18 protein-coding genes are annotated in these 18,137 nt (G+C 45.7%); 5 read left to right on the top strand and 13 right to left on the bottom strand.

Annotated features, from left to right (window positions below):
- Window positions 1–123: 123 nt before the first annotated feature.
- The 4 genes from rpoD to rpsU form a co-directional block, all read right to left on the bottom strand.
- A complete protein-coding gene (gene rpoD, locus LG368_RS03885) occupies window positions 124–1,962 on the bottom strand; it encodes an RNA polymerase sigma factor RpoD (RefSeq protein ID WP_226753416.1) in 1,839 nt (612 codons plus the stop codon).
- 115 nt (window positions 1,963–2,077) lie between these two features.
- Entirely contained in the window at window positions 2,078–4,054 is a 1,977-nt protein-coding gene (dnaG, locus tag LG368_RS03880) for a DNA primase (RefSeq protein WP_226753415.1), read from the bottom strand.
- 5 nt (window positions 4,055–4,059) lie between these two features.
- A complete protein-coding gene (locus LG368_RS03875; RefSeq protein ID WP_226753414.1) occupies window positions 4,060–4,506 on the bottom strand; it encodes a GatB/YqeY domain-containing protein in 447 nt (148 codons plus the stop codon).
- Between the two features lie 142 nt (window positions 4,507–4,648).
- Window positions 4,649–4,864 carry a 30S ribosomal protein S21 gene (gene rpsU, locus LG368_RS03870; protein ID WP_009835737.1) on the bottom strand — a complete coding sequence of 72 codons (216 nt, stop codon included), beginning with the start codon at window positions 4,862–4,864 and terminating at the stop codon, window positions 4,649–4,651.
- A gap of 393 nt (window positions 4,865–5,257) precedes the next feature.
- Here rpsU and tsaD point away from each other — a divergent pair, with 393 nt between their 5' ends.
- Both tsaD and folB read left to right on the top strand, forming a co-directional pair.
- Window positions 5,258–6,295, top strand: coding sequence for a tRNA (adenosine(37)-N6)-threonylcarbamoyltransferase complex transferase subunit TsaD (gene tsaD / locus LG368_RS03865; RefSeq protein ID WP_226753413.1), 1,038 nt, complete (start codon window positions 5,258–5,260; stop codon window positions 6,293–6,295).
- A gap of 1 nt (window position 6,296) precedes the next feature.
- The gene (gene folB, locus LG368_RS03860) at window positions 6,297–6,662 is read left to right on the top strand and encodes a dihydroneopterin aldolase (RefSeq protein ID WP_226753412.1); all 366 of its coding nucleotides are present in this window, start codon (window positions 6,297–6,299) and stop codon (window positions 6,660–6,662) included.
- A gap of 24 nt (window positions 6,663–6,686) precedes the next feature.
- On the opposite strand, the gene LG368_RS03855 is transcribed toward folB, so the two are convergent.
- Genes LG368_RS03855 through LG368_RS03820 form a run of 8 tightly spaced genes read right to left on the bottom strand, consistent with a single transcriptional unit; the run spans window position 6,687 to window position 14,690 of the window.
- Window positions 6,687–7,799, bottom strand: coding sequence for a tRNA nucleotidyltransferase/poly(A) polymerase-related protein (locus LG368_RS03855; RefSeq protein ID WP_226753411.1), 1,113 nt, complete (start codon window positions 7,797–7,799; stop codon window positions 6,687–6,689).
- Window positions 7,800–7,808: 9 nt separating this feature from the next.
- Window positions 7,809–8,126, bottom strand: coding sequence for a thiosulfate sulfurtransferase GlpE (glpE, locus tag LG368_RS03850; RefSeq protein WP_226753410.1), 318 nt, complete (start codon window positions 8,124–8,126; stop codon window positions 7,809–7,811).
- 2 nt (window positions 8,127–8,128) lie between these two features.
- Window positions 8,129–8,950, bottom strand: a complete 822-nt coding sequence (locus tag LG368_RS03845) for a symmetrical bis(5'-nucleosyl)-tetraphosphatase (RefSeq protein ID WP_226753409.1) — start codon at window positions 8,948–8,950, stop codon at window positions 8,129–8,131.
- Window positions 8,951–8,961: 11 nt separating this feature from the next.
- The gene (apaG, locus tag LG368_RS03840) at window positions 8,962–9,336 is read right to left on the bottom strand and encodes a Co2+/Mg2+ efflux protein ApaG (RefSeq protein ID WP_226753408.1); all 375 of its coding nucleotides are present in this window, start codon (window positions 9,334–9,336) and stop codon (window positions 8,962–8,964) included.
- Window positions 9,337–10,137 (bottom strand): 16S rRNA (adenine(1518)-N(6)/adenine(1519)-N(6))-dimethyltransferase RsmA, encoded by an 801-nt coding sequence (rsmA, locus tag LG368_RS03835; RefSeq protein ID WP_226753407.1) that lies wholly within the window; start codon window positions 10,135–10,137, stop codon window positions 9,337–9,339.
- Window positions 10,134–11,153 (bottom strand): 4-hydroxythreonine-4-phosphate dehydrogenase PdxA, encoded by a 1,020-nt coding sequence (pdxA, locus tag LG368_RS03830; RefSeq protein ID WP_226753406.1) that lies wholly within the window; start codon window positions 11,151–11,153, stop codon window positions 10,134–10,136. Before pdxA ends, rsmA begins: the two co-directional genes overlap by 4 nt.
- Before the next feature lie 34 nt (window positions 11,154–11,187).
- Window positions 11,188–12,435, bottom strand: a complete 1,248-nt coding sequence (locus LG368_RS03825) for a peptidylprolyl isomerase (RefSeq protein WP_226753405.1) — start codon at window positions 12,433–12,435, stop codon at window positions 11,188–11,190.
- A gap of 2 nt (window positions 12,436–12,437) precedes the next feature.
- Window positions 12,438–14,690 carry an LPS-assembly protein LptD gene (locus tag LG368_RS03820; RefSeq protein WP_226753404.1) on the bottom strand — a complete coding sequence of 751 codons (2,253 nt, stop codon included), beginning with the start codon at window positions 14,688–14,690 and terminating at the stop codon, window positions 12,438–12,440.
- Window positions 14,691–14,820: 130 nt separating this feature from the next.
- Between LG368_RS03820 and djlA the strand changes: the two genes are divergently transcribed.
- Window positions 14,821–15,609: a co-chaperone DjlA gene (gene djlA, locus LG368_RS03815; RefSeq protein ID WP_226753403.1), complete on the top strand. Its 789-nt coding sequence runs from the start codon at window positions 14,821–14,823 to the stop codon at window positions 15,607–15,609.
- A 14-nt stretch (window positions 15,610–15,623) separates the two neighbouring features.
- Here djlA and LG368_RS03810 read toward each other — a convergent pair whose 3' ends face one another.
- On the bottom strand, window positions 15,624–16,652 hold the full coding sequence (locus LG368_RS03810; RefSeq protein ID WP_226753402.1) for a DUF3530 family protein: 1,029 nt from the start codon (window positions 16,650–16,652) through the stop codon (window positions 15,624–15,626).
- A gap of 87 nt (window positions 16,653–16,739) precedes the next feature.
- On the opposite strand from LG368_RS03810, the gene rpe reads away from it, so the two are divergent.
- A complete protein-coding gene (gene rpe, locus LG368_RS03805; protein WP_226753401.1) occupies window positions 16,740–17,414 on the top strand; it encodes a ribulose-phosphate 3-epimerase in 675 nt (224 codons plus the stop codon).
- A complete protein-coding gene (locus LG368_RS03800) occupies window positions 17,411–18,091 on the top strand; it encodes a phosphoglycolate phosphatase (RefSeq protein WP_226753400.1) in 681 nt (226 codons plus the stop codon). Before rpe ends, LG368_RS03800 begins: the two co-directional genes overlap by 4 nt.
- Window positions 18,092–18,137: the final 46 nt, after the last annotated feature.

Here is an 18,137-nt window from a genome sequence, read left to right as displayed (position 1 = left end):
TCCCTTTTTTTGGGTTTTGTTAAGAGCGTTGAATCTCTCAACAACTATCATCTGTGAAAAGCAGACACAAAAAAACTGCCGAAGCAGTTTTTTGGCTTAAATCTTCTTTATAAGATTTAAAAATTACTCATCTAAGAAACTTCTCAGGTGTTCAGAACGACTTGGGTGACGCAATTTGCGCAATGCTTTTGCTTCAATTTGACGAATACGCTCACGAGTGACATCAAACTGTTTACCCACTTCTTCAAGAGTATGGTCTGTATTCATATCGATACCAAAACGCATACGCAGCACCTTGGCTTCACGTGCAGTTAGGCCGGACAACACCATAGTCGTTGATTCACGTAGACCTTCGATTGTTGCAATATCAATAGGAGACTCTGCACCATCGTCTTCAATAAAGTCTCCAAGATGGGAGTCTTCATCATCACCAATGGGTGTTTCCATTGAGATAGGCTCTTTCGCGATTTTCAATACCTTACGAATCTTATCTTCAGGCATATCCATGCGTGCCGCCAATTCCTCTGGTGTTGCCTCACGTCCCATTTCTTGTAGCATTTGACGAGAAATACGATTCAGTTTGTTGATCGTTTCTATCATATGCACTGGAATACGAATGGTGCGTGCTTGATCTGCAATAGAGCGCGTAATTGCCTGACGAATCCACCAAGTAGCGTAAGTAGAGAACTTGTAACCACGACGATATTCAAACTTATCGACCGCCTTCATGAGGCCAATATTGCCTTCTTGAATAAGATCTAAGAACTGCAAACCACGGTTAGTGTATTTTTTCGCAATCGAAATAACCAAACGTAAGTTGGCTTCTACCATTTCTTTTTTAGCACGACGAGCGCGAGTTTCACCAATAGAAATGCGACGGTTAATTTCTTTTAACTGAGCAATGGTCAAACCAGTGTCTTTTGCAACCGCACGGAGTTTACGCTGACTGCGCATGAATTCCGCTTCGTTTTCTTCAAGCATGGCGGCATAGTTTGCGCCAGAATCGATCTGCTCTTGCAACCAAGTTTGGTTGGTTTCGTTGCCAGGGAAGCGCTTCAAAAACTCTGTTCTTGGCATGCCAGATTTACGCACACACACTTGCATGATAAGACGCTCTTGGTCACGTACTTTTTCCATGCGTGAACGAACACGATCAATCAGTTCGTCAAATATTTTTGGCACTAACTTAATTGGAGCAAAGCTGATGCTGAGCTCTTCTTGTTTACTTTGTACCGCGGGATCTTGTCGATCGCTGTTTTCTAGTAATACTTTTAGTTCACCATAGATGCGTGCGATGTCATTGAAGCGTAGAGCAGTTTCTTCAGGATCTGGTCCGTTATCTGTCTCTTCTTCCTCTTCGTCATCGCTGTCGTCATCGTCGTCATTATCTAGCGCGTCTTCTTCAACAACAGGCTCTTCAACCGCCAATTCTTCAAAGACAGGTTCTTCACCATCGCCATCAATGAAACCACTAAAGATGTCGCTTAAACGACCTTCTTCTTCCTGTACTTTTGCGTAGGCGTCAAGCAATACATCGACAGCGCCAGGGAAGTAAGAAACAGCGGCCATGACTTCGCGGGTACCTTCTTCGATACGCTTCGCAATGGCAATCTCACCTGCGCGAGTTAAAAGCTCAACGGTACCCATTTCACGCATGTACATACGTACAGGGTCTGTTGTACGGGTAATATCGCCTTCAACGGCAGCAAGTGCAGCAGCGGCTTCTTCTGCCGCGGCTTCATCGGTAGAGTCGCCTTCTTCCATAAGAAGGTTATCTTTATCGGGTGCAATTTCAGAAACTGTGATGCCCATGTCGTTGATCATGGCAATAATTTCTTCTACTTGCTCCGGGTCTGAAAGGTCATCTGGTAGGTGGTCGTTAACTTCAGCAAAAGTGAGGTAACCTTGTTCTTTACCTTTGGAGATCAGCTCTTTGAGACGTGACTGTTGAGTGTCTGGCATTCGACAACCTATCGTTAGAAATTCGTTTGGGAGTTTAGCAAGCCGCGGATTATACCAAATTTAATCACTTTCATCCATAGAATCCTCTTTTTTTTGACTGAAAATCAAGCAAAAATTACGATTTCTTACGTCGGATTAAGTCCATTAAATTTCGTAGCTCCTGCTTACTGCTGTTATCTTTAATGGATTCATTGCCCTTGTTTTTCAACCGTTCAATGCTGCTATTTAAGCCTAGATTTTTTTCTAGTCCTGAAATCATATCTAGCACTTCTTGGGAGGCATTGACTATTTTCAGCTTAGTATTTGCATCTTTATGATTTAATAATGCGTATAAGGCAGATAAAGTGGCGTTATCTGTCGTTTCACCGAGTAAGTTTCCGGTGTTGTTTTTGGGGTGTTTTACAAAATATCTCCATATTTTACAAAAAAACTGCAGTTCGTCGTTGGCCTGATTGATGATTGGGTCGGGCAAATCAATGCTTTGAGCAATGTGAGGGTGGAGTAGTAAACAGAGTGATGCTTGCTTAATGCGGCTTAGGCTTGGAGCGGCAGGCGGCAGTGTTGGCGCATCCTTGTGATAGTTGCCTTTTGAGAAGGGTTTTTTAGTAAAAGGTTTTTTAGGCACCTGTGTTCGAGGGTACTCTGCTGTCTCCATTGTTTGAGGATCAGGCGAGTAATCTTCATAGTGACTAATAGGGGGCGCATTGTCATATTGATGATGAGGCGGTGTGGTTTCGTCGTAGGGCTGAGGCGTGGCTGGATTGCTCTGAGGGGGTGTCTGGCGGCGGGTTTTGAAAACAGTCTTGCTCAGTGTTTCCTTGTCTATGCCTGATTGATCGCTAAGTTGACGAATCAATACTGAGCGAAAAGTCAGCTCATTAGGGAGCTCTCTGATCATTTCCATTGCGTTGCGTGCAAACTGAGCTTCGCCTTCTTCATCGTTCAGGGTCACTTGGTTGCGAGCATGATCAAATAACACATGGGACAAGGAGGAAGCATCTTCTAAACGTTTGTTGAACGCCTCTTTCCCTTCTTTTCTAACCAGTGAGTCTGGGTCTTCGCCATCGGGCAGAAAAAGAAAGCGAATTTGCTTTTCGTCTTGCATTACTGGCAAGGAGGCTTCTAATCCGCGAATAGCAGCCGCTCGACCGGCTTTGTCGCCATCAAAGCAAAGTACAACCTTGCTGACCAGTTTAAAAAGCTTGCGTATATGTTGGCTGTTGACGGAGGTGCCAAGTGTCGCGACCGCATTGGTGATGCCGTGTTGAGCAAGTACGATGACATCCATGTAACCTTCTACGACCAATATTTGATCTAATATAGGCGTGTTTTGTTTGGCCTCAAATAAGCCGTATAGTTCTTGGTTTTTATGGAAGACAGGGGTTTCCGGTGAATTCAAATACTTGGGTTTCTCATCGCCAAAGGCTCGTCCACCAAAAGCGATAACACGCCCACGAGAGTCTCGAATAGGAAAAATAATACGATCACGGAAGCGGTCATAGTAGTGACCCTGTTGATCTTTTTTTTCAATAAGCATGCCGCCTATTAACAACTGCTCTTGGCTTTCAGCGCGCGTCCCAACGGCTCTTAATAAGTTATCCCAACCCGGCGGGGCATACCCTATTCCAAATACCTTGGCGATTTGCCCTGATAGGCCACGATCTTTAGAGAGGTAGTCGGTGGCTTTTTTCTTATCGGGGTGTTGTGTGAGTTGTTGTTGATAAAATTGTGCGCTTTCGGAAAGGCGTTTTAGTAATTCAGCATTTTGTTCGTATCTGTCTGGAGCGCCTTGTTCGCGAGGCACTTCCATACCGGCATCTTTTGCAAGAGTCTCAATAGCCTCAACGAAATCGAGGTGGTCGTGCTCCATAACGAAAGAAATGGCATTGCCACCGGCGCCGCAACCAAAGCAGTAATAAAATTGTTTATTTGGATTAAGACTAAAGGAAGGGCTTTTTTCGTTGTGAAAAGGGCAAAGTGCGCTGTAGTTTTGCCCTGTTTTTTTTAAGCTAATGCGAGACGAAACCACATCGGTTATGTCTGTTCGAGTCAAAAGCTCATCAATAAATTGATCTGGAATGCGTCCCGCCATGTGTATTAGCCTAGTTGCGCTTTCACTTGTTTGCTGATTTGTGCCATATCAGCACGGCCTTGTACCTGAGGTTTTACAATGCCCATAACAGCGCCCATTTGTTGCATTGAGCTTGCGCCCGTTTGTTCGATGGCTGCTTTTACAATGTCACCCACTTCTTCATCGGTGAGTGGAGTCGGTAAAAACTCGCTGATGATGGCCATTTCTTCTTGCTCAACAACAGCAAGATCATCGCGACCGCCGTCAAGAAATTGCTGGTTGGAGTCTTTGCGCTGCTTGTTCATTTTATCAAGCACCGCTAATACGCGAGCATCATCGAGTTCAATACGTTCATCAACCTCAATCTTTTTGCATTCCGCTAAAATAGTACGGATCACAGTGACGCGCTGTTTTTCTTTAGCACGCATGGCGGTTTTTAATGTGTCTGAGATGTGTTTTTTAAGATCTGACATGAAGAGCCTCTGTAGTATGGTTGAGTGTTCTAGAAAGCAAAAAAAACGGCTAGTCAACGACTAGCCGCTTTCTTATAGCCTAAAACATAGCGCGTCTAGGCAGTACATTTGTGTAGATGGTATTGCCAATTGGCAAACCAGGCTAGTACAAACGTTGGAATTTCTTTTGCTCACGAGAAACTTTCTTCGCATGACGTTTTACAGCTGCAGCGGCAGCACGTTTGCGAAGTGTAGTGGGTTTTTCGTAGCATTCACGACGACGAACTTCAGCCAAAACGCCTGCTTTTTCACAAGAGCGTTTGAAGCGACGTAGAGCGATGTCAAATGGTTCGTTATCTTTTACTTTTACAGCTGGCATGTTATTACCTTTAGATTGAATTTTTAAAGTTTAAGTATTCACAAAAACGGCGTGAATCATACCCGTATTCACAGGGCTTTCAAAGCGCGCTTTTGTTGAACAGAGTGTGATTCACAAGGAATCTGTTTTTCTAGACTCGGCGTCTAACCCTGAACAGACTTTTATCGCGTCTGTAACAATATTCATTTTTAAGAGGGTGTTTGAATCAACATCTTTGCTTGCAATGGAAGCGATGCGCCAAACGAAAAAATCACCTGCCTTTTCTTTTAAACATTTAAAACGCGCGCATTATAATCACTTTGCTGCTATTTGTCTAATTTGATTTGCTTCCAGACTGACTCAGCTCGAAAGGATAAGGTACAATGCGGACACATTATTGATGAGATTCTTCTGATGAAAGTATTGGGATTAGAAACCTCGTGCGATGAAACTGGCATTGCCATTTATGATACTGAGCAAGGCCTATTGGCACATAAAATATATTCTCAAATTGCGCAACACGCTGAATATGGCGGTGTTGTGCCTGAACTGGCGTCCCGCGATCATGTTCGTAAAACCTTGCCGCTTATAGATGAAGTGTTGCAAGAGGCTCACCTTAAAAAAGCAGACTTAGATGCGATTGCCTATACCAGTGGTCCAGGTTTAGTCGGTGCTTTGATGGCGGGCGCGACCATTGGTCGTGCTTTGGCGTATGCCCTAGGGATTCCAGCCTTGGGTGTTCATCATATGGAAGGCCACCTTTTGGCGCCTATGTTAGAAGACTCTCAGCCAGCTATGCCATTTATCGCTTTACTGGTGTCTGGTGGTCATACCCAACTTGTTCGAGTCGATGGTATTGGTGAATATAAGTTGTTAGGTCAATCGTTAGATGATGCGGCTGGTGAAGCTTTTGATAAAGCCGCTAAGATGATTGGTTTACCTTACCCTGGCGGCCCACAAATTGCGGCACTGGCGAAGCAAGGTAATGCGAAATCAGGGTTGAAGTTTCCTCGGCCGATGACCGATCGTCCTGGTTTGGATTTCAGTTTTAGTGGTTTGAAAACCGCCTTTTTAACGTCAGTGCATGCGGCATTGGACGAAAACCGTTGCGACGAACAATTTAAAGCTGACGCAGCGTTGGCCTTTGAAACTGCGGTGGTAGATACTCTAGTGATAAAATGTCGTCGTGCCCTTGAAGCAGAAGGTCTCAAACAACTGATCATTGCGGGTGGTGTCAGTGCAAACGTTCGGCTTCGCGAACAATTGGAAGCACAGCTTAAGAAAATAAAGGCGAGTGTGTTTTATGCACGTCCTGAGTTTTGCACAGACAATGGCGCCATGATTGCCTATGCCGGTGCTCAGCGTTTAGTAGAGGGTCAATCTTCGGCATTGAATTTGTCGATTCGTGCCCGCTGGCCTCTGTCTGAATTACCCCAATTAAAGGCTTCTTAATATGAAAGATCTTGTGTTTATCGAAGGGCTTAAAGCTCAAGCTGTGATTGGTGTTTATGACTGGGAAAAAGTGATTCGCCAAGACTTGGTGTTTGATCTACAAATGGAGCACGACAACCGTGTGCCTGCCGCTACCGATGATTTAGCCAAAACGTTAGATTATGAAGCTATCTCTAACTATATTTTGGCTTTTTGTGATGAGCGTCAATTTGAATTAATTGAGACGTTGGCAGAGCATTTGGTCGAGGAACTGATTAAGAATTTTATGTTAAATGCGGTGACACTGACATTACGCAAACCCGGTGCCGTGTCTGCCGCACAAGCGGTTGGTGTGAAGATATACCGTGAGTCCGCTGTTCGTTATTGAGCGTTCTAAGTTAAGTGAGTCGCTTTAAGGTTGAACGAAAGGGTGTAAAGCGTCTTGCGTGGCGAGGTGCATAATCGCATCAGCGCGCGCTTTTTTGAGTGCCTGCCCTAGCTCGGCGCCGTTAAACCCTTGCTTCATCAAATTGGCGGCGTTGATGCTGGCTGTGGCTGTGCGCAGACTTTCCCATATAGCGGTCTCTGTGTTTGTCAGTATGCTCAGCACGTTAATCAATATGGTATAAAGTTGGGGTTTTTTAACCGCATGCACTTGGCTCAACCAGTTTTCCCATGCCGTGGCGCTCATTGGTAGCGATTGGCTTTCAATGAAAGAACGCACCTGTTCAGCCAGTGTTTTGAACTGGTTTGGACAACGTAGTTGAGCATGCAGTGATTCTAAAGTGCTCAATGGCGTGTGGTGTGTGAATAACGCCCAGCGTTGCGCCGGCGTTAATTCCGCTGGGTTGGATATTTTGTTCAATACGTTATCTTGCCAAGATAAGCCATTAAATAGTCGTGGAAGCGCATTCGCTTCCCTTAAGACCTCGAAAAAAATCTGTGCGTGGGGAGTATTAAGGGCCTTCTCCAGCTCTTTCCAAATACGTTCAGGGCTAAGAGTAGACAATTCACCAGATTCACTGATGGCTTGCATAAGCGCCATGGTGTCAGGCGCGATACAAAAGCCAAAATCATGAAATCGTGCGGCGAAGCGTGCAATTCGCAAGACCCGTAACGGGTCTTCAATAAAAGCGTCTGAAACATGTCGTAATGTCCGCTCATTCAGGTCTTTCTGGCCATGAAAGGGGTCGATAAGCTGACCCTGACTGTCTTGTGCCATAGCATTAATGGTCAAGTCGCGTCGAGCGAGGTCTTCTTCTAGGGGGATGTTGGGAGAAAAGTCACAAATAAAGCCCGTATAGCCTTCACCTTGCTTTTTTTCTCTTCGGGCGAGTGCGTACTCTTCTTTGTTTTTAGGGTGCAAAAAGACAGGAAATTGTTTGCCAACTTGTTGATAACCTTGTTGTTCTAGTTGCTCTGGGGTGGCACCTGTTACCACCCAATCGCGGTCGACAACGGGTAAACCAAGCAGTCTGTCTCGGACGGCGCCACCGACCAGATAAACCTGATAAGGCGTACTCATGGCGTCGTGCTAGCCCATATCACATTGATCGGGAAACATAACGCTCCACTGGCTAAAGCCACCATTTAATGAATAGACTTCAGAGAAGCCTTGGGCGGCAAGGTATTCTGCTGCGCCTTTGCTGCTGTTGCCATGGTAGCAGCAAACAATAATGGGCTGATTTTTTTCGGTGCGGTCAATAAAATCTTGTACGTTGTCGTTCGTCAGGTTGCGTGCGTTACTTATGTGGCTGGTTTGGAAGCTAGCAAGATCGCGTATGTCTACGATGGTGGCGTTGTTTTCTATGATGGGTAGGGCGTCTGAAATATCAATACAAGTATAGGTCATTATTATGTCCGGTTGATGGTACAAGGTGTACTAAAACGTTGTTTGTCTTCAAGGCGAAGTGCTGTCAAGCTTCCTCCCCAAACACAGCCTGTATCCAGTGCGTGAATGCCGGCTTGTTGAGTGTGTCCTTCTAATGCGGCCCAATGGCCAAAGACGACATGACAGTCGTCAGGCAATTTAGAAGGGTAAGAAAACCAAGGAGCAAAGCCTTTCACAGCGGTGTTAGCGCCTTCTTTTGATTTTAGGTCGAGCTTACTTTTCTCATCGCAAAAGCGCATTCGAGTGAAATAATTCGTAATGGCTCGGAGGCGGTCTTGCCCCGTTAATGTGCGATGCCATTTACTCGGTTTATTACCATACATGTCAGCAAAAAAATCATCAACACGATCGGACTGCAGTGTGTGTTCAACTTCTTGTGCCAAAGCACGCGCGGTGTCTAGATCCCAGCAAGGCGGTATGCCGGCATGTGTCATGATGACATTGAGGTCAGGGTCAAAGTGCAACAAGGGCTGATGTCGTAGCCAATGTATCAGGTCGTCACGATCCGCTGCGGTGAGAATATTTCCCAAGGTATCACCACGTTTTAGTTTGCCGTGGCCGTGAGCAACGGCCAATAAATGCAGGTCATGGTTACCAAGTACGACAACCGCTTTATCGCCTAATGACTTAATAAAGCGCAATGTTTCTAAAGACTCTTGACCACGGTTAATCAAATCACCGGCAAACCAAAGGGTGTCTTGGTCTGCTTGAAATTGGATCTGATCCAGCAGTTGTAACAGGGGCGTAAGACAGCCCTGTACATCGCCAATTGCATAGGTTGCCATGTTGGGTTACCTCAGTGAACTTGGTTAGGAACAGACAAGGTGAAAGGGCGAATAGGCGCTTGAAATTCGGTGCCATCGTCGGCGATAAACTGGTAGCTGCCTTGCATACTACCCACCACGGTTTCCATCACTGTTCCACTGGTGTAGTGGAAGGACTCACCCGGCGTTAAGTAAGGGTATTCACCGATGACACCACTTCCTCTCACCTCTTGAACTTGTTCATTACCGTCGGTAATAATCCAATGACGAGTTTGCAGTTTTGCGGCTTCACTGCCGCAATTTGTGATGGATATATGGTAAGCAAATACATAGCGCGAGTCGGCAGCGGAGGATTGTTTTGCGAGGTATTCCGTTCGAACCGATACCACGATATCGTATTTTTCCATTTAAACGTCCTTCTTCAACACGTAATTTGCAATGCGTACAAAATCCCCAACATCGAGGCGTTCAGGTCGCAAACCTGGGTCTATGTCTAACGCGGCAAAGTCGTTATTGTCCAGTACGCCTTTGTAGTTATTGCGCAGTGTTTTACGACGTTGTTGAAAGCCGATTCGTACCACATCTTCAAGTTTTTTGATGTCTTCAACAGGAAAGGGTAGAGTGTTATAAGGCGTCATTCTCACGATCGCTGAATCCACTTTTGGCGCTGGATCAAACGATTCTGGACCGACGATAAATAAAGATTCTACAGCGCAGTAATATTGCGCCATAACACTTAAACGTCCATAGAGGCTATCACCAGGGCGGGCGGCTAGGCGATCAACCACCTCTTTTTGCAACATGAAGTGCATGTCTTCAATAGCACTTGCTTGGCTAAGCAGGTGGAAAATCAGTGGTGTTGAAATATTGTAAGGCAGATTTCCAACCACTCGGATCGATTGCTCATCGGTTGCCAATGAAGTGAAGTCAAACTTCATGGCATCGGCCTCATGCACAGTGAGATCTGGGTAGCGAAATAAATTCACTTTTAAAATTGGGATTAAATCACGATCAAGTTCAACGACATCCATGCGTTCGGTAACGCTGATAATGCCTTCTGTTAGGGCACCTTTACCGGGCCCGATTTCGACAAGGCGCTGACCTTTTTTCGGGCCAATACAAGCAACAATACGACGAATAACGCCATGATCGTGAAGGAAGTTTTGACCGAATCTTTTTCTGGCCTTGTGGCCTTGTGGTTTGCTCATTTAGAAAACTTTTTTGCGTTAATTGCCATATTAATAGCATGTTGAATGGCCACTTTCAGGCTACCATTATTGGCTTGGCCTGTGCCAGCTAAGTCGATTGCTGTGCCGTGGTCGACAGAAGTTCGTATTATGGGTAAGCCGAGGGTAATGTTAACGGCGTTACCAAAACCAGAATATTTTAGCACAGGTAAGCCTTGGTCGTGATACATGGCTAAGGCGCAATCTGCGTGGTCTAAATATTTTGGTGTAAATAAGGTGTCTGCGGGAAGAGGGCCAATCAGATCTAAGCCTTCGGTTCGCAGTGTTTCTAAGGTAGGAATAATGACATCAATTTCTTCTCTACCGAGGTGCCCATCTTCGCCAGCGTGCGGGTTCAATCCGCAGACTAAAATTTTCGGTTGGGTGATGCCAAACCTTTCTTGTAAATCCTTATGCAGTGCGCGAATCACACGACAGATGCTGTGTTCGGTAATGGCATCGGCAACGTCTTTAAGCGGTAAATGTGTGGTGACAAGAGCGACCTTCATTGCTTCGGTCGCTAGCATCATGACAACCTGTGGTGACTGACATTGCGCTTGAAAAAATTCGGTATGACCGGAAAAATGCACGCCGGTATCACACAATATGCCTTTGTGAACGGGGGGAGTGACGATGGCATCGAACGACGCATTTAAGCAGCCTTCACCAGCTTGGCGAAGGGTTTCCAGTACATAGGGGGCATTTTTAACGTCTAATGTGCCGGCTTTAGCAGATACCTGCATGGCAACCGGAAGAACACTGATTGTGCCCTTCTGGTGTTGTTCGGTGTCTTGAGCATCACGCAATACAATAATATTGACCGTAAGGCCAAGCGTGTTTGCCCTATCGCTTAAAAGTTGAGGATCAGCGAGCACAACTAAGCGAGCTGGAAAGGCCTGCTCGCTGAGTGCGGTTAAAATAATATCTGGGCCAATACCAGCGGGTTCGCCCGATGTGATGGCAATGATGGGCGAAGCGCAACGCTGTTGATCAACCATGATATCCTCGTTTCTAGGGTATTTTGTGCGTTTATTACTTAATGTCGATGAAGGCGTCAGCACGCAGTTCGTCAAGCCAGTTACCCAACACAATGTCTTGTTTCTGTGCGGTGAGAGCACGTTCTGCGTTGGCGCGTTTGACCTTATCACTGATGTCCGCTTCTCGACGACCTTCTACTTGCAAAATATGCCAACCAAATTGTGTCTGGAAGGGCTTACTGGTTTCACCAAGTGCCGTCTTGTCCATCTGTGCTTCGAATTCAGGCACCATGGTACCCGGCGTGACCCAGCCTAGATCACCACCTTGAATCGTAGAGCCTTGGTCTTCACTGTATTCTTTTGCCACTTCAGCAAAATCTGCTCCGTTTTGAAGTTGTTGGTAGAGGTCGTCTGCCAAGACTTTCGTTTGTTCCAAGTTACGAATTTCATTGGCTCGAACAAGAATGTGGCGTGTTTTGGTTTGTTGCTGAAGTGTGACGTTGGGTGAACGCTTATCAACAACCCATAATAAATGGAAGCCAGCATTACTTTGCAATGGGCCTATAAGTGGGCCATCTTCGGCTTGAAAGGCACGAACGAATAAGGGTGGAAGCTGATTGATTGGGCGCCAGCCCAGGTCGCCGCCTTCAATGGCAAACTGGCCATCAGAGTGTTCAATCGCTTGTTGAACAAAGTCGTTTTCTGTCTGAATGTTTTTTGCAATGTCGTTGATTTCCGCTTCTGCTTGCTCTGCATTGCTGGCACGTATAATCAAATGACGTAGACGTATTTCGTCTTTTTCTTTGGTGATGCTGGTGTCAGAGTCTAGATAATCGTTGATTTCTTGCTCGGTGATCACAATACGTTTGCGAATGATGTCGCGTTTGATGTTGTTAATCAAAATTTCTTGTTCAATCTGCGTGCGGTAACGGGAGAAGTCGACCCCTTTGCTTGCCAAGACGTTTCGTAAGCCTTGTAAATCCAAGTTCATATTTTTCGCGACACCAAGAATGGCGTTGTCTATTTCGTTACTAGACGCTCTCATACCAACACGACGAGCGTAATTTACCTGTAAGGTCTCATCGATCATTTGGTTTTGAATTTGTCGATGAATGTTATCGGTCATGATACCACCAGGCACACGATCCTTTACAATTTGAAAGCGGCTTTGAATGTCGCTTTCTAAAATAGGTTTAGAGTCAACAATAGCGGAAATACCATCGATTTTCTCAGGTGCGGCGTGGAGTGTTTGAAGCGGTGTAAGGGCCGCAAAAATAAAAGGTATTAGAGAGAGTAACTTCATGGTTAATATCCAACGTTTCCTTGGTTCCAGTAGGTATCTGCAATGCTTGATTCGCTGTTTGCGCTACCAACAGTGCTTAAACCCCGTAAAGTAAATTGTAAAAAGACACCTCGGTTGTATTCATCGTCGTCATCGAGCCAGTCCTGGTAGCTTAAAGACACCTTGATACAACAGTTTTCATAGCCAACCCCAGCAATTTCCTTAGTAGAGTCTTCTGCTAAGAAGTCGTAGGTGTATTGAGTAAACAAGCTCCAGTTTTTATTCATTGGAAAAACACTGCCAATACTCGCTTGTTCTGCGTCGTCATCTGGGTCCGTGTTGTTGATGGAGTACAAGTAGCTCATATTGAATTTGACGTCGTCAACGGGCTCCATAGAGGCCACCAGTTGCGCTAAGGTAATTTCATCGTCATTGACGTTGTAATTGAGATTACTGGTCAGTGTGTAACGGTTACCACGATAGCTCACCGATGTGAGCAAATCACTTTGGCGGGTATCATCGATGGGCGTATTTTTATCTGTTGCGCTAGTAATATCAACATAACGGTCTTCTAAATAATAGATTTGTCCTGCTTTAAACGCCCACTTTTCATTATTGTTTGCATCATACAGACGACTTTCTAGGCCTAGGGTGATTTGTTCGGTGTCACCAATACGGTCATTACCGTTAAAGCGTGTATGACTGAACGCCTGAGAATAGTTCATGGTCGGCTCACTGGCATCAAAGTCAGGCACATCGCTTTGATCTTCATAAGGTGCGTTCAGATAGCTGAACTTAGGCACCAGTGTTTGACGCCAAACACTGTCATTATGAACTAGGCTGCGCTCAAACGTGACAGAGGAATCAAGGTAGGTTGTAAGGTGATGGAAAGAGGTATTGCTGTCTGGGTCAGTGGTGTAGCTGTTGATGTTGTAATCACGATATTGAGCTAACACACCGGGAGAAAACGTGCCCCAAGCGTTGCTAAAGTCCAGCGAAAAGTCTTGGTTGAAAACCGTACGTTGGCCATCAAAGTTGTTTTCCGCTGGATCATAGAAGTCGGTGTATTGTGCATCCATATCGTACTCAAAAAAGGATTGAGTATAACGATAGGAGCTGTCTAAACGAGGGAGCCACTCAAAGGGCTCATCGTTACTTGTATCAGGCGTTTGGTAGGTTAAGTAGGTAATCTTATTTAACAAATTGCCATTGTTTATCCCTAGATAAACACTGCGTTCGTAATCGTCTTTTTCCCCGATGGACGTGCTGTTGGCTTCAGGGTAAAGATCGTCAGTAGGGTTGCTTTCAAATAAGAGTCCGGCACGGATGTGCGGGTTAAAAGTCTGATCACTGGTCAGTTTCAGTAGAGTTTGTTCGCCTTCATCATTGTCGGAAAAAGTGGATTGCTCGTAAGTGGTTTCACCATAAGGGCTTAAGTGACGAAACTCTAGGTCAAGTCCTGCGCCTTTTTCTTGGATAAACTGTGGCGTAAAGGTTGCATCGTAAGCAGGGGCAATATTCCAGTAAAAAGGTGTGGATAGACTCAGCCCATCTGAACCAGAGTAACTGAAACTGGGAAAAAGCAATCCTGTTTGCCTTCTTTTATCAATGGGGAATCTTAGCCAAGGGAAATAGAATACGGGAATGTCTGCGATACGAATTTGTACATGTTTGGCGGTACCGAAGCCTGTTCCTGGGTCCAGCTCAATTGAACTGCCATAGAGTGACCAGCTTTCTTGAGTGGGTTCACAAGTGGTAAAAAAGCCTTCTTCGATAAACACCACACCGTCTTGACGACGAGCCAAGGATTTGGCCTCGCCACGAGTGCCAGACTCATGACTTAGGAAAAGGGCGTTATTGAATACGGTTGGGCTACTGCTGCTGTTGGAAATGTACCCGTCCGAGCCACGAATCAGCTGATTTTTACCACGTAAAATGACATTGCCAGTGGCACGATAATATTCGTTAGGCAGCCCTTTAATCGCGTCGGCCGAGATGGTCGATAGGGGCTGAATGATTTCTGCTGCCCCTTTTAGGTAAATGACGCCTTGCTCATCACGAACGATACTGTCGGCATTGAGTTGTGTGTCATCAGAGCCAGATGCCGTCCACTGATCTAAATAGGTTCCTTGGCAATACTGTCCAAGCTGCGCTTGCTGCTCCGTTGTCAAAGACTCTCTTGGCGCCCAATCCCATTGATTTGTCTGCGCTTGGGCAACAGGCAAGATGAAAAGACTTTGAAAAAATAAGGCGTAAGTGCGTAAATACTTAACCATGCAGGGTATACTTGCCATCAAATAATTATTGTTCCAAATCGGATACTGCCGAGTAAGCGGTTCCACCTGATAAGACGAATGATAATCTAAGCAGGCCTATAGGGGCTACCGATTCTGGAGAAATATCTTTATGTGGAAAATTGTTTGCGCCATTTTGGGTTATATACTGTGGGGCTTTTTGGGCGCGATATTGGGCTTTTTCATTGGCAGTATGATTGATAGAAAGTTGGCGGGTGGGGCACTTGGCAGTGCGCAAGGCCGTGCGAGTGTTCGCCTTCAACAAGAAACCTTCTTTCGAACCTTATTCTTACTGATGGGGCGTTTAGCCAAATCCGATGGTCAGGTGTCTGAAGCGGAGATCCAATTAGCGCAATCGGTAATGCAACGTCTTTTATTGTCTCCAGCAGCACAAGAACAAGCCAAAAAACTCTTTATTGAGGGCAAATCGGCTAATTTTGATTTAGACCCGGTGCTTGATAACTTCAGACGCGTTGTTGGGCCAGGGGATTTAACCCGCACCTTGGTTGAGGTACTTTTGGTATCGGCTTACGCGGATGGTCATTTTAGTGTTGAAGAGAAATCCTTTGTATCGCAAGTTTGTGCTCGCCTTGGTGTATCCGTTGCTGAGTTTGAAGCCTTGCATGTACAAGTGAAACAGCAGGCGCACTTTAGAAAAGGCTATTCTTCGTCGGAATCAATGGGGTCACAAGACCTGTTAAAGGCGGCTTATGAAGCGCTGGGGGTGACAGAAGACATGAGTGATGCCGACATTAAGAAGGCTTACCGTCGATTAATGAGTAAAAACCACCCAGATAAACTCAGTGCACAAGGCTTACCGGATGAAATGATTGAGTTGGCCAAAGAGCGCACGCAGGAAATTCAGTCTGCTTATGAATTGATTAAAAATTCACGTAAGTAATAGACATTAAAACGTCAATAAAACAGCCCTTTCTCTGCGCTAGGAAGGGTGTTCTTCTGATCGACTTGTTCGGTATTTTGTTTCAAAAAACCTCTCACTGTTTGTACCAATGTTGCTTTGTTTTCATGGCTGGAAATGGGCGTCGGCAAGGCGTTCCATTGTTGGTAATGGCGTCCATCAGCACCACGCTGATTAGCGGCCTGTTGGCGCCAGCGTGCAAACTGTTCACTGCCTGACTTGCTGGCATAGTAGTCCAAGGTGGGCTGATTCACTTGGCGAATACGCTGTGCAAGACGGTATCGAGTCATACCTTGGCGGTCTCTATTTTCTGGCACATCGACATCAATCATGATGAGCGCTTGGGCCGTGTCAGGGTTCTCGGCTAAAAAAGCCAGTGCGTAACTTGCGCCAGTTTGATAACCCAGCAGAACGAATTGTTCAATGTCTTGTGCCTGTGCTTGATCTAACGTTGCCTGTAAACGGCCAAATACTAAGTCCTGGTTCGGTAATTCATCCAAAGGTACGTCATTACTGGTACGACTGCCGTCATCCGTATTGGTGGTGTTTTCGATAGGGTTAGCCTCTGTCTGTTCGGTATCAGCTTGCTCTGCAGAAGGTGAAGAAATAACCGCTTGGGCGCGTTGTATTATGTCCGGTATTTCCACTGATAGTGTACACCAGCTGTAATTCGGTAAGGCATTACGTAACGGCGCGATGACATCAGGCCAGTCAGGGTGTTGGTTATCCGCATGCAGTATGACGACACAACCTTGATTGGTTGCGGTATAAGGCGGTTGGTATAAGGTTAAAAAGCGGTCGTCACCCGCATTAAGGTTTTGTATTTGATGGTCGATTTGTCGGTTTGCCAGAGATTTCTTAAGTGCGCTAATGCGAGTCTGTTGCGGCTGTGGCATCACGTAGTCATTGTTTTCGATACGAGTATTTTCACTCTCTTTTGTACTATTTTCTGCCAGTAGCCCAGCGCTGTTAAACAGGCCAAGCAAGACGCCAAAAAGAGCCAACTGACGGTTAATTTTATGCATTGTTTTCAATACTTCTGTTAAGTGCCTTGTTAAAATAGCGCAACATTGAATTTTGTTGCCTTTATTGTGTCATTGCTGGAGTTAGATATGAATGATTTTCTCATTGCCCCTTCGATCCTGTCTGCCGATTTTGCTCGACTGGGTGAAGAGGTCGATAACGTACTAAAATCGGGTGCAGATATTATCCACTTTGATGTGATGGATAACCATTATGTTCCCAACTTAACCATTGGCCCTATGGTCTGTAAAGCGCTTCGTAAGCATGGTGTGACAGCCGACATCGACGTACATCTTATGGTGAAGCCAGTCGATCGTATGATTGGTGATTTTATCGATGCCGGTGCGTCGATCATTACGTTTCACCCAGAAGCCAGTGAACACATTGACCGCTCTTTGCAAATGATTCGTGACGGCGGCTGTAAAGCCGGTTTGGTATTCAACCCCGCAACGCCTTTGCATTATTTAAAGCATGTTATGGATAAAGTTGACATGGTGTTGCTGATGTCGGTAAACCCAGGATTTGGTGGTCAGTCTTTTATTCCAAGCACATTGGACAAGTTGCGTGAAGCGCGCGCGTTGATTGATGCAAGCGGTTACGACATTCGTTTGGAAGTGGATGGCGGCGTCAGTGAAAAGAACATCGCAGAGATCGCGAAAGCGGGGGCAGACACCTTTGTGGCGGGGTCGGCTATTTTTGGCAAAGACGATTATAAGGCGGTGATTGACAAAATGCGTACGGAATTGGCGAGTGTACGCTCATGAAAACGCCTCGACATTTTTCAACCTGGTTTGAAGGCTGGCCGGAATTAGTGTGCCTTGATCTAGATGGTACCTTAGTGGACAGCGTGCCCGATATCGCTGTTGCAGTCGATGCTTTTTTGGTCGAGCTTGGTGCGCCCTTGGCAGGGGAAGAGCGCGTGCGTACTTGGATCGGGTTTGGCGCATCAAAACTGATCGATCAGGCCTTGGCGTGGGGGAATTTAGATACAGGCTTGCACGACGAGGCCTACCGTATTTTCTTGTTGCATTATCGAGCCCATTCGACTGACAAAACCACTCTGTACCCTAATGTAAAAGCCTTGCTCAAAGCCTTTAAGCACAATGGTGTCCCCGTGGCTTTAATTACGAATAAGCCCAGTGTGTTCGTAAAGCCGATATTGGATCATTTTGAATTAACGGAGCATTTTGGTTGGCTGTTAGGGGGCGATACGCTAGAAGAGAAAAAGCCTTCTGCGCTGCCTTTGTTGCATTGCAGTGAATCCATCGAGGCTTTACCTGAAAAGTGCTTGATGATTGGTGATTCGATTACGGATTTCAATGCGGCAAAAAATGCAGGTTTTAAGTGTGCTTTGGTAACTTATGGATACCATCAGGGCGTTGACTTAGCGTCGTTAGGCGCAGACGCCCTGATGGATGATTTGGCCGAGTTACTGGTGTAAGTGCCGTTTCGTTTACTAAGTCAAAACTAGGTCGAAACCTTATAAC

Origin of the sequence: Marinomonas algarum, from assembly GCF_020532605.1 — a bacterium.
GTDB classification, from domain to species: domain Bacteria; phylum Pseudomonadota; class Gammaproteobacteria; order Pseudomonadales; family Marinomonadaceae; genus Marinomonas; species Marinomonas algarum.
This window is presented reverse-complemented; position numbering and strand designations above follow the sequence as displayed.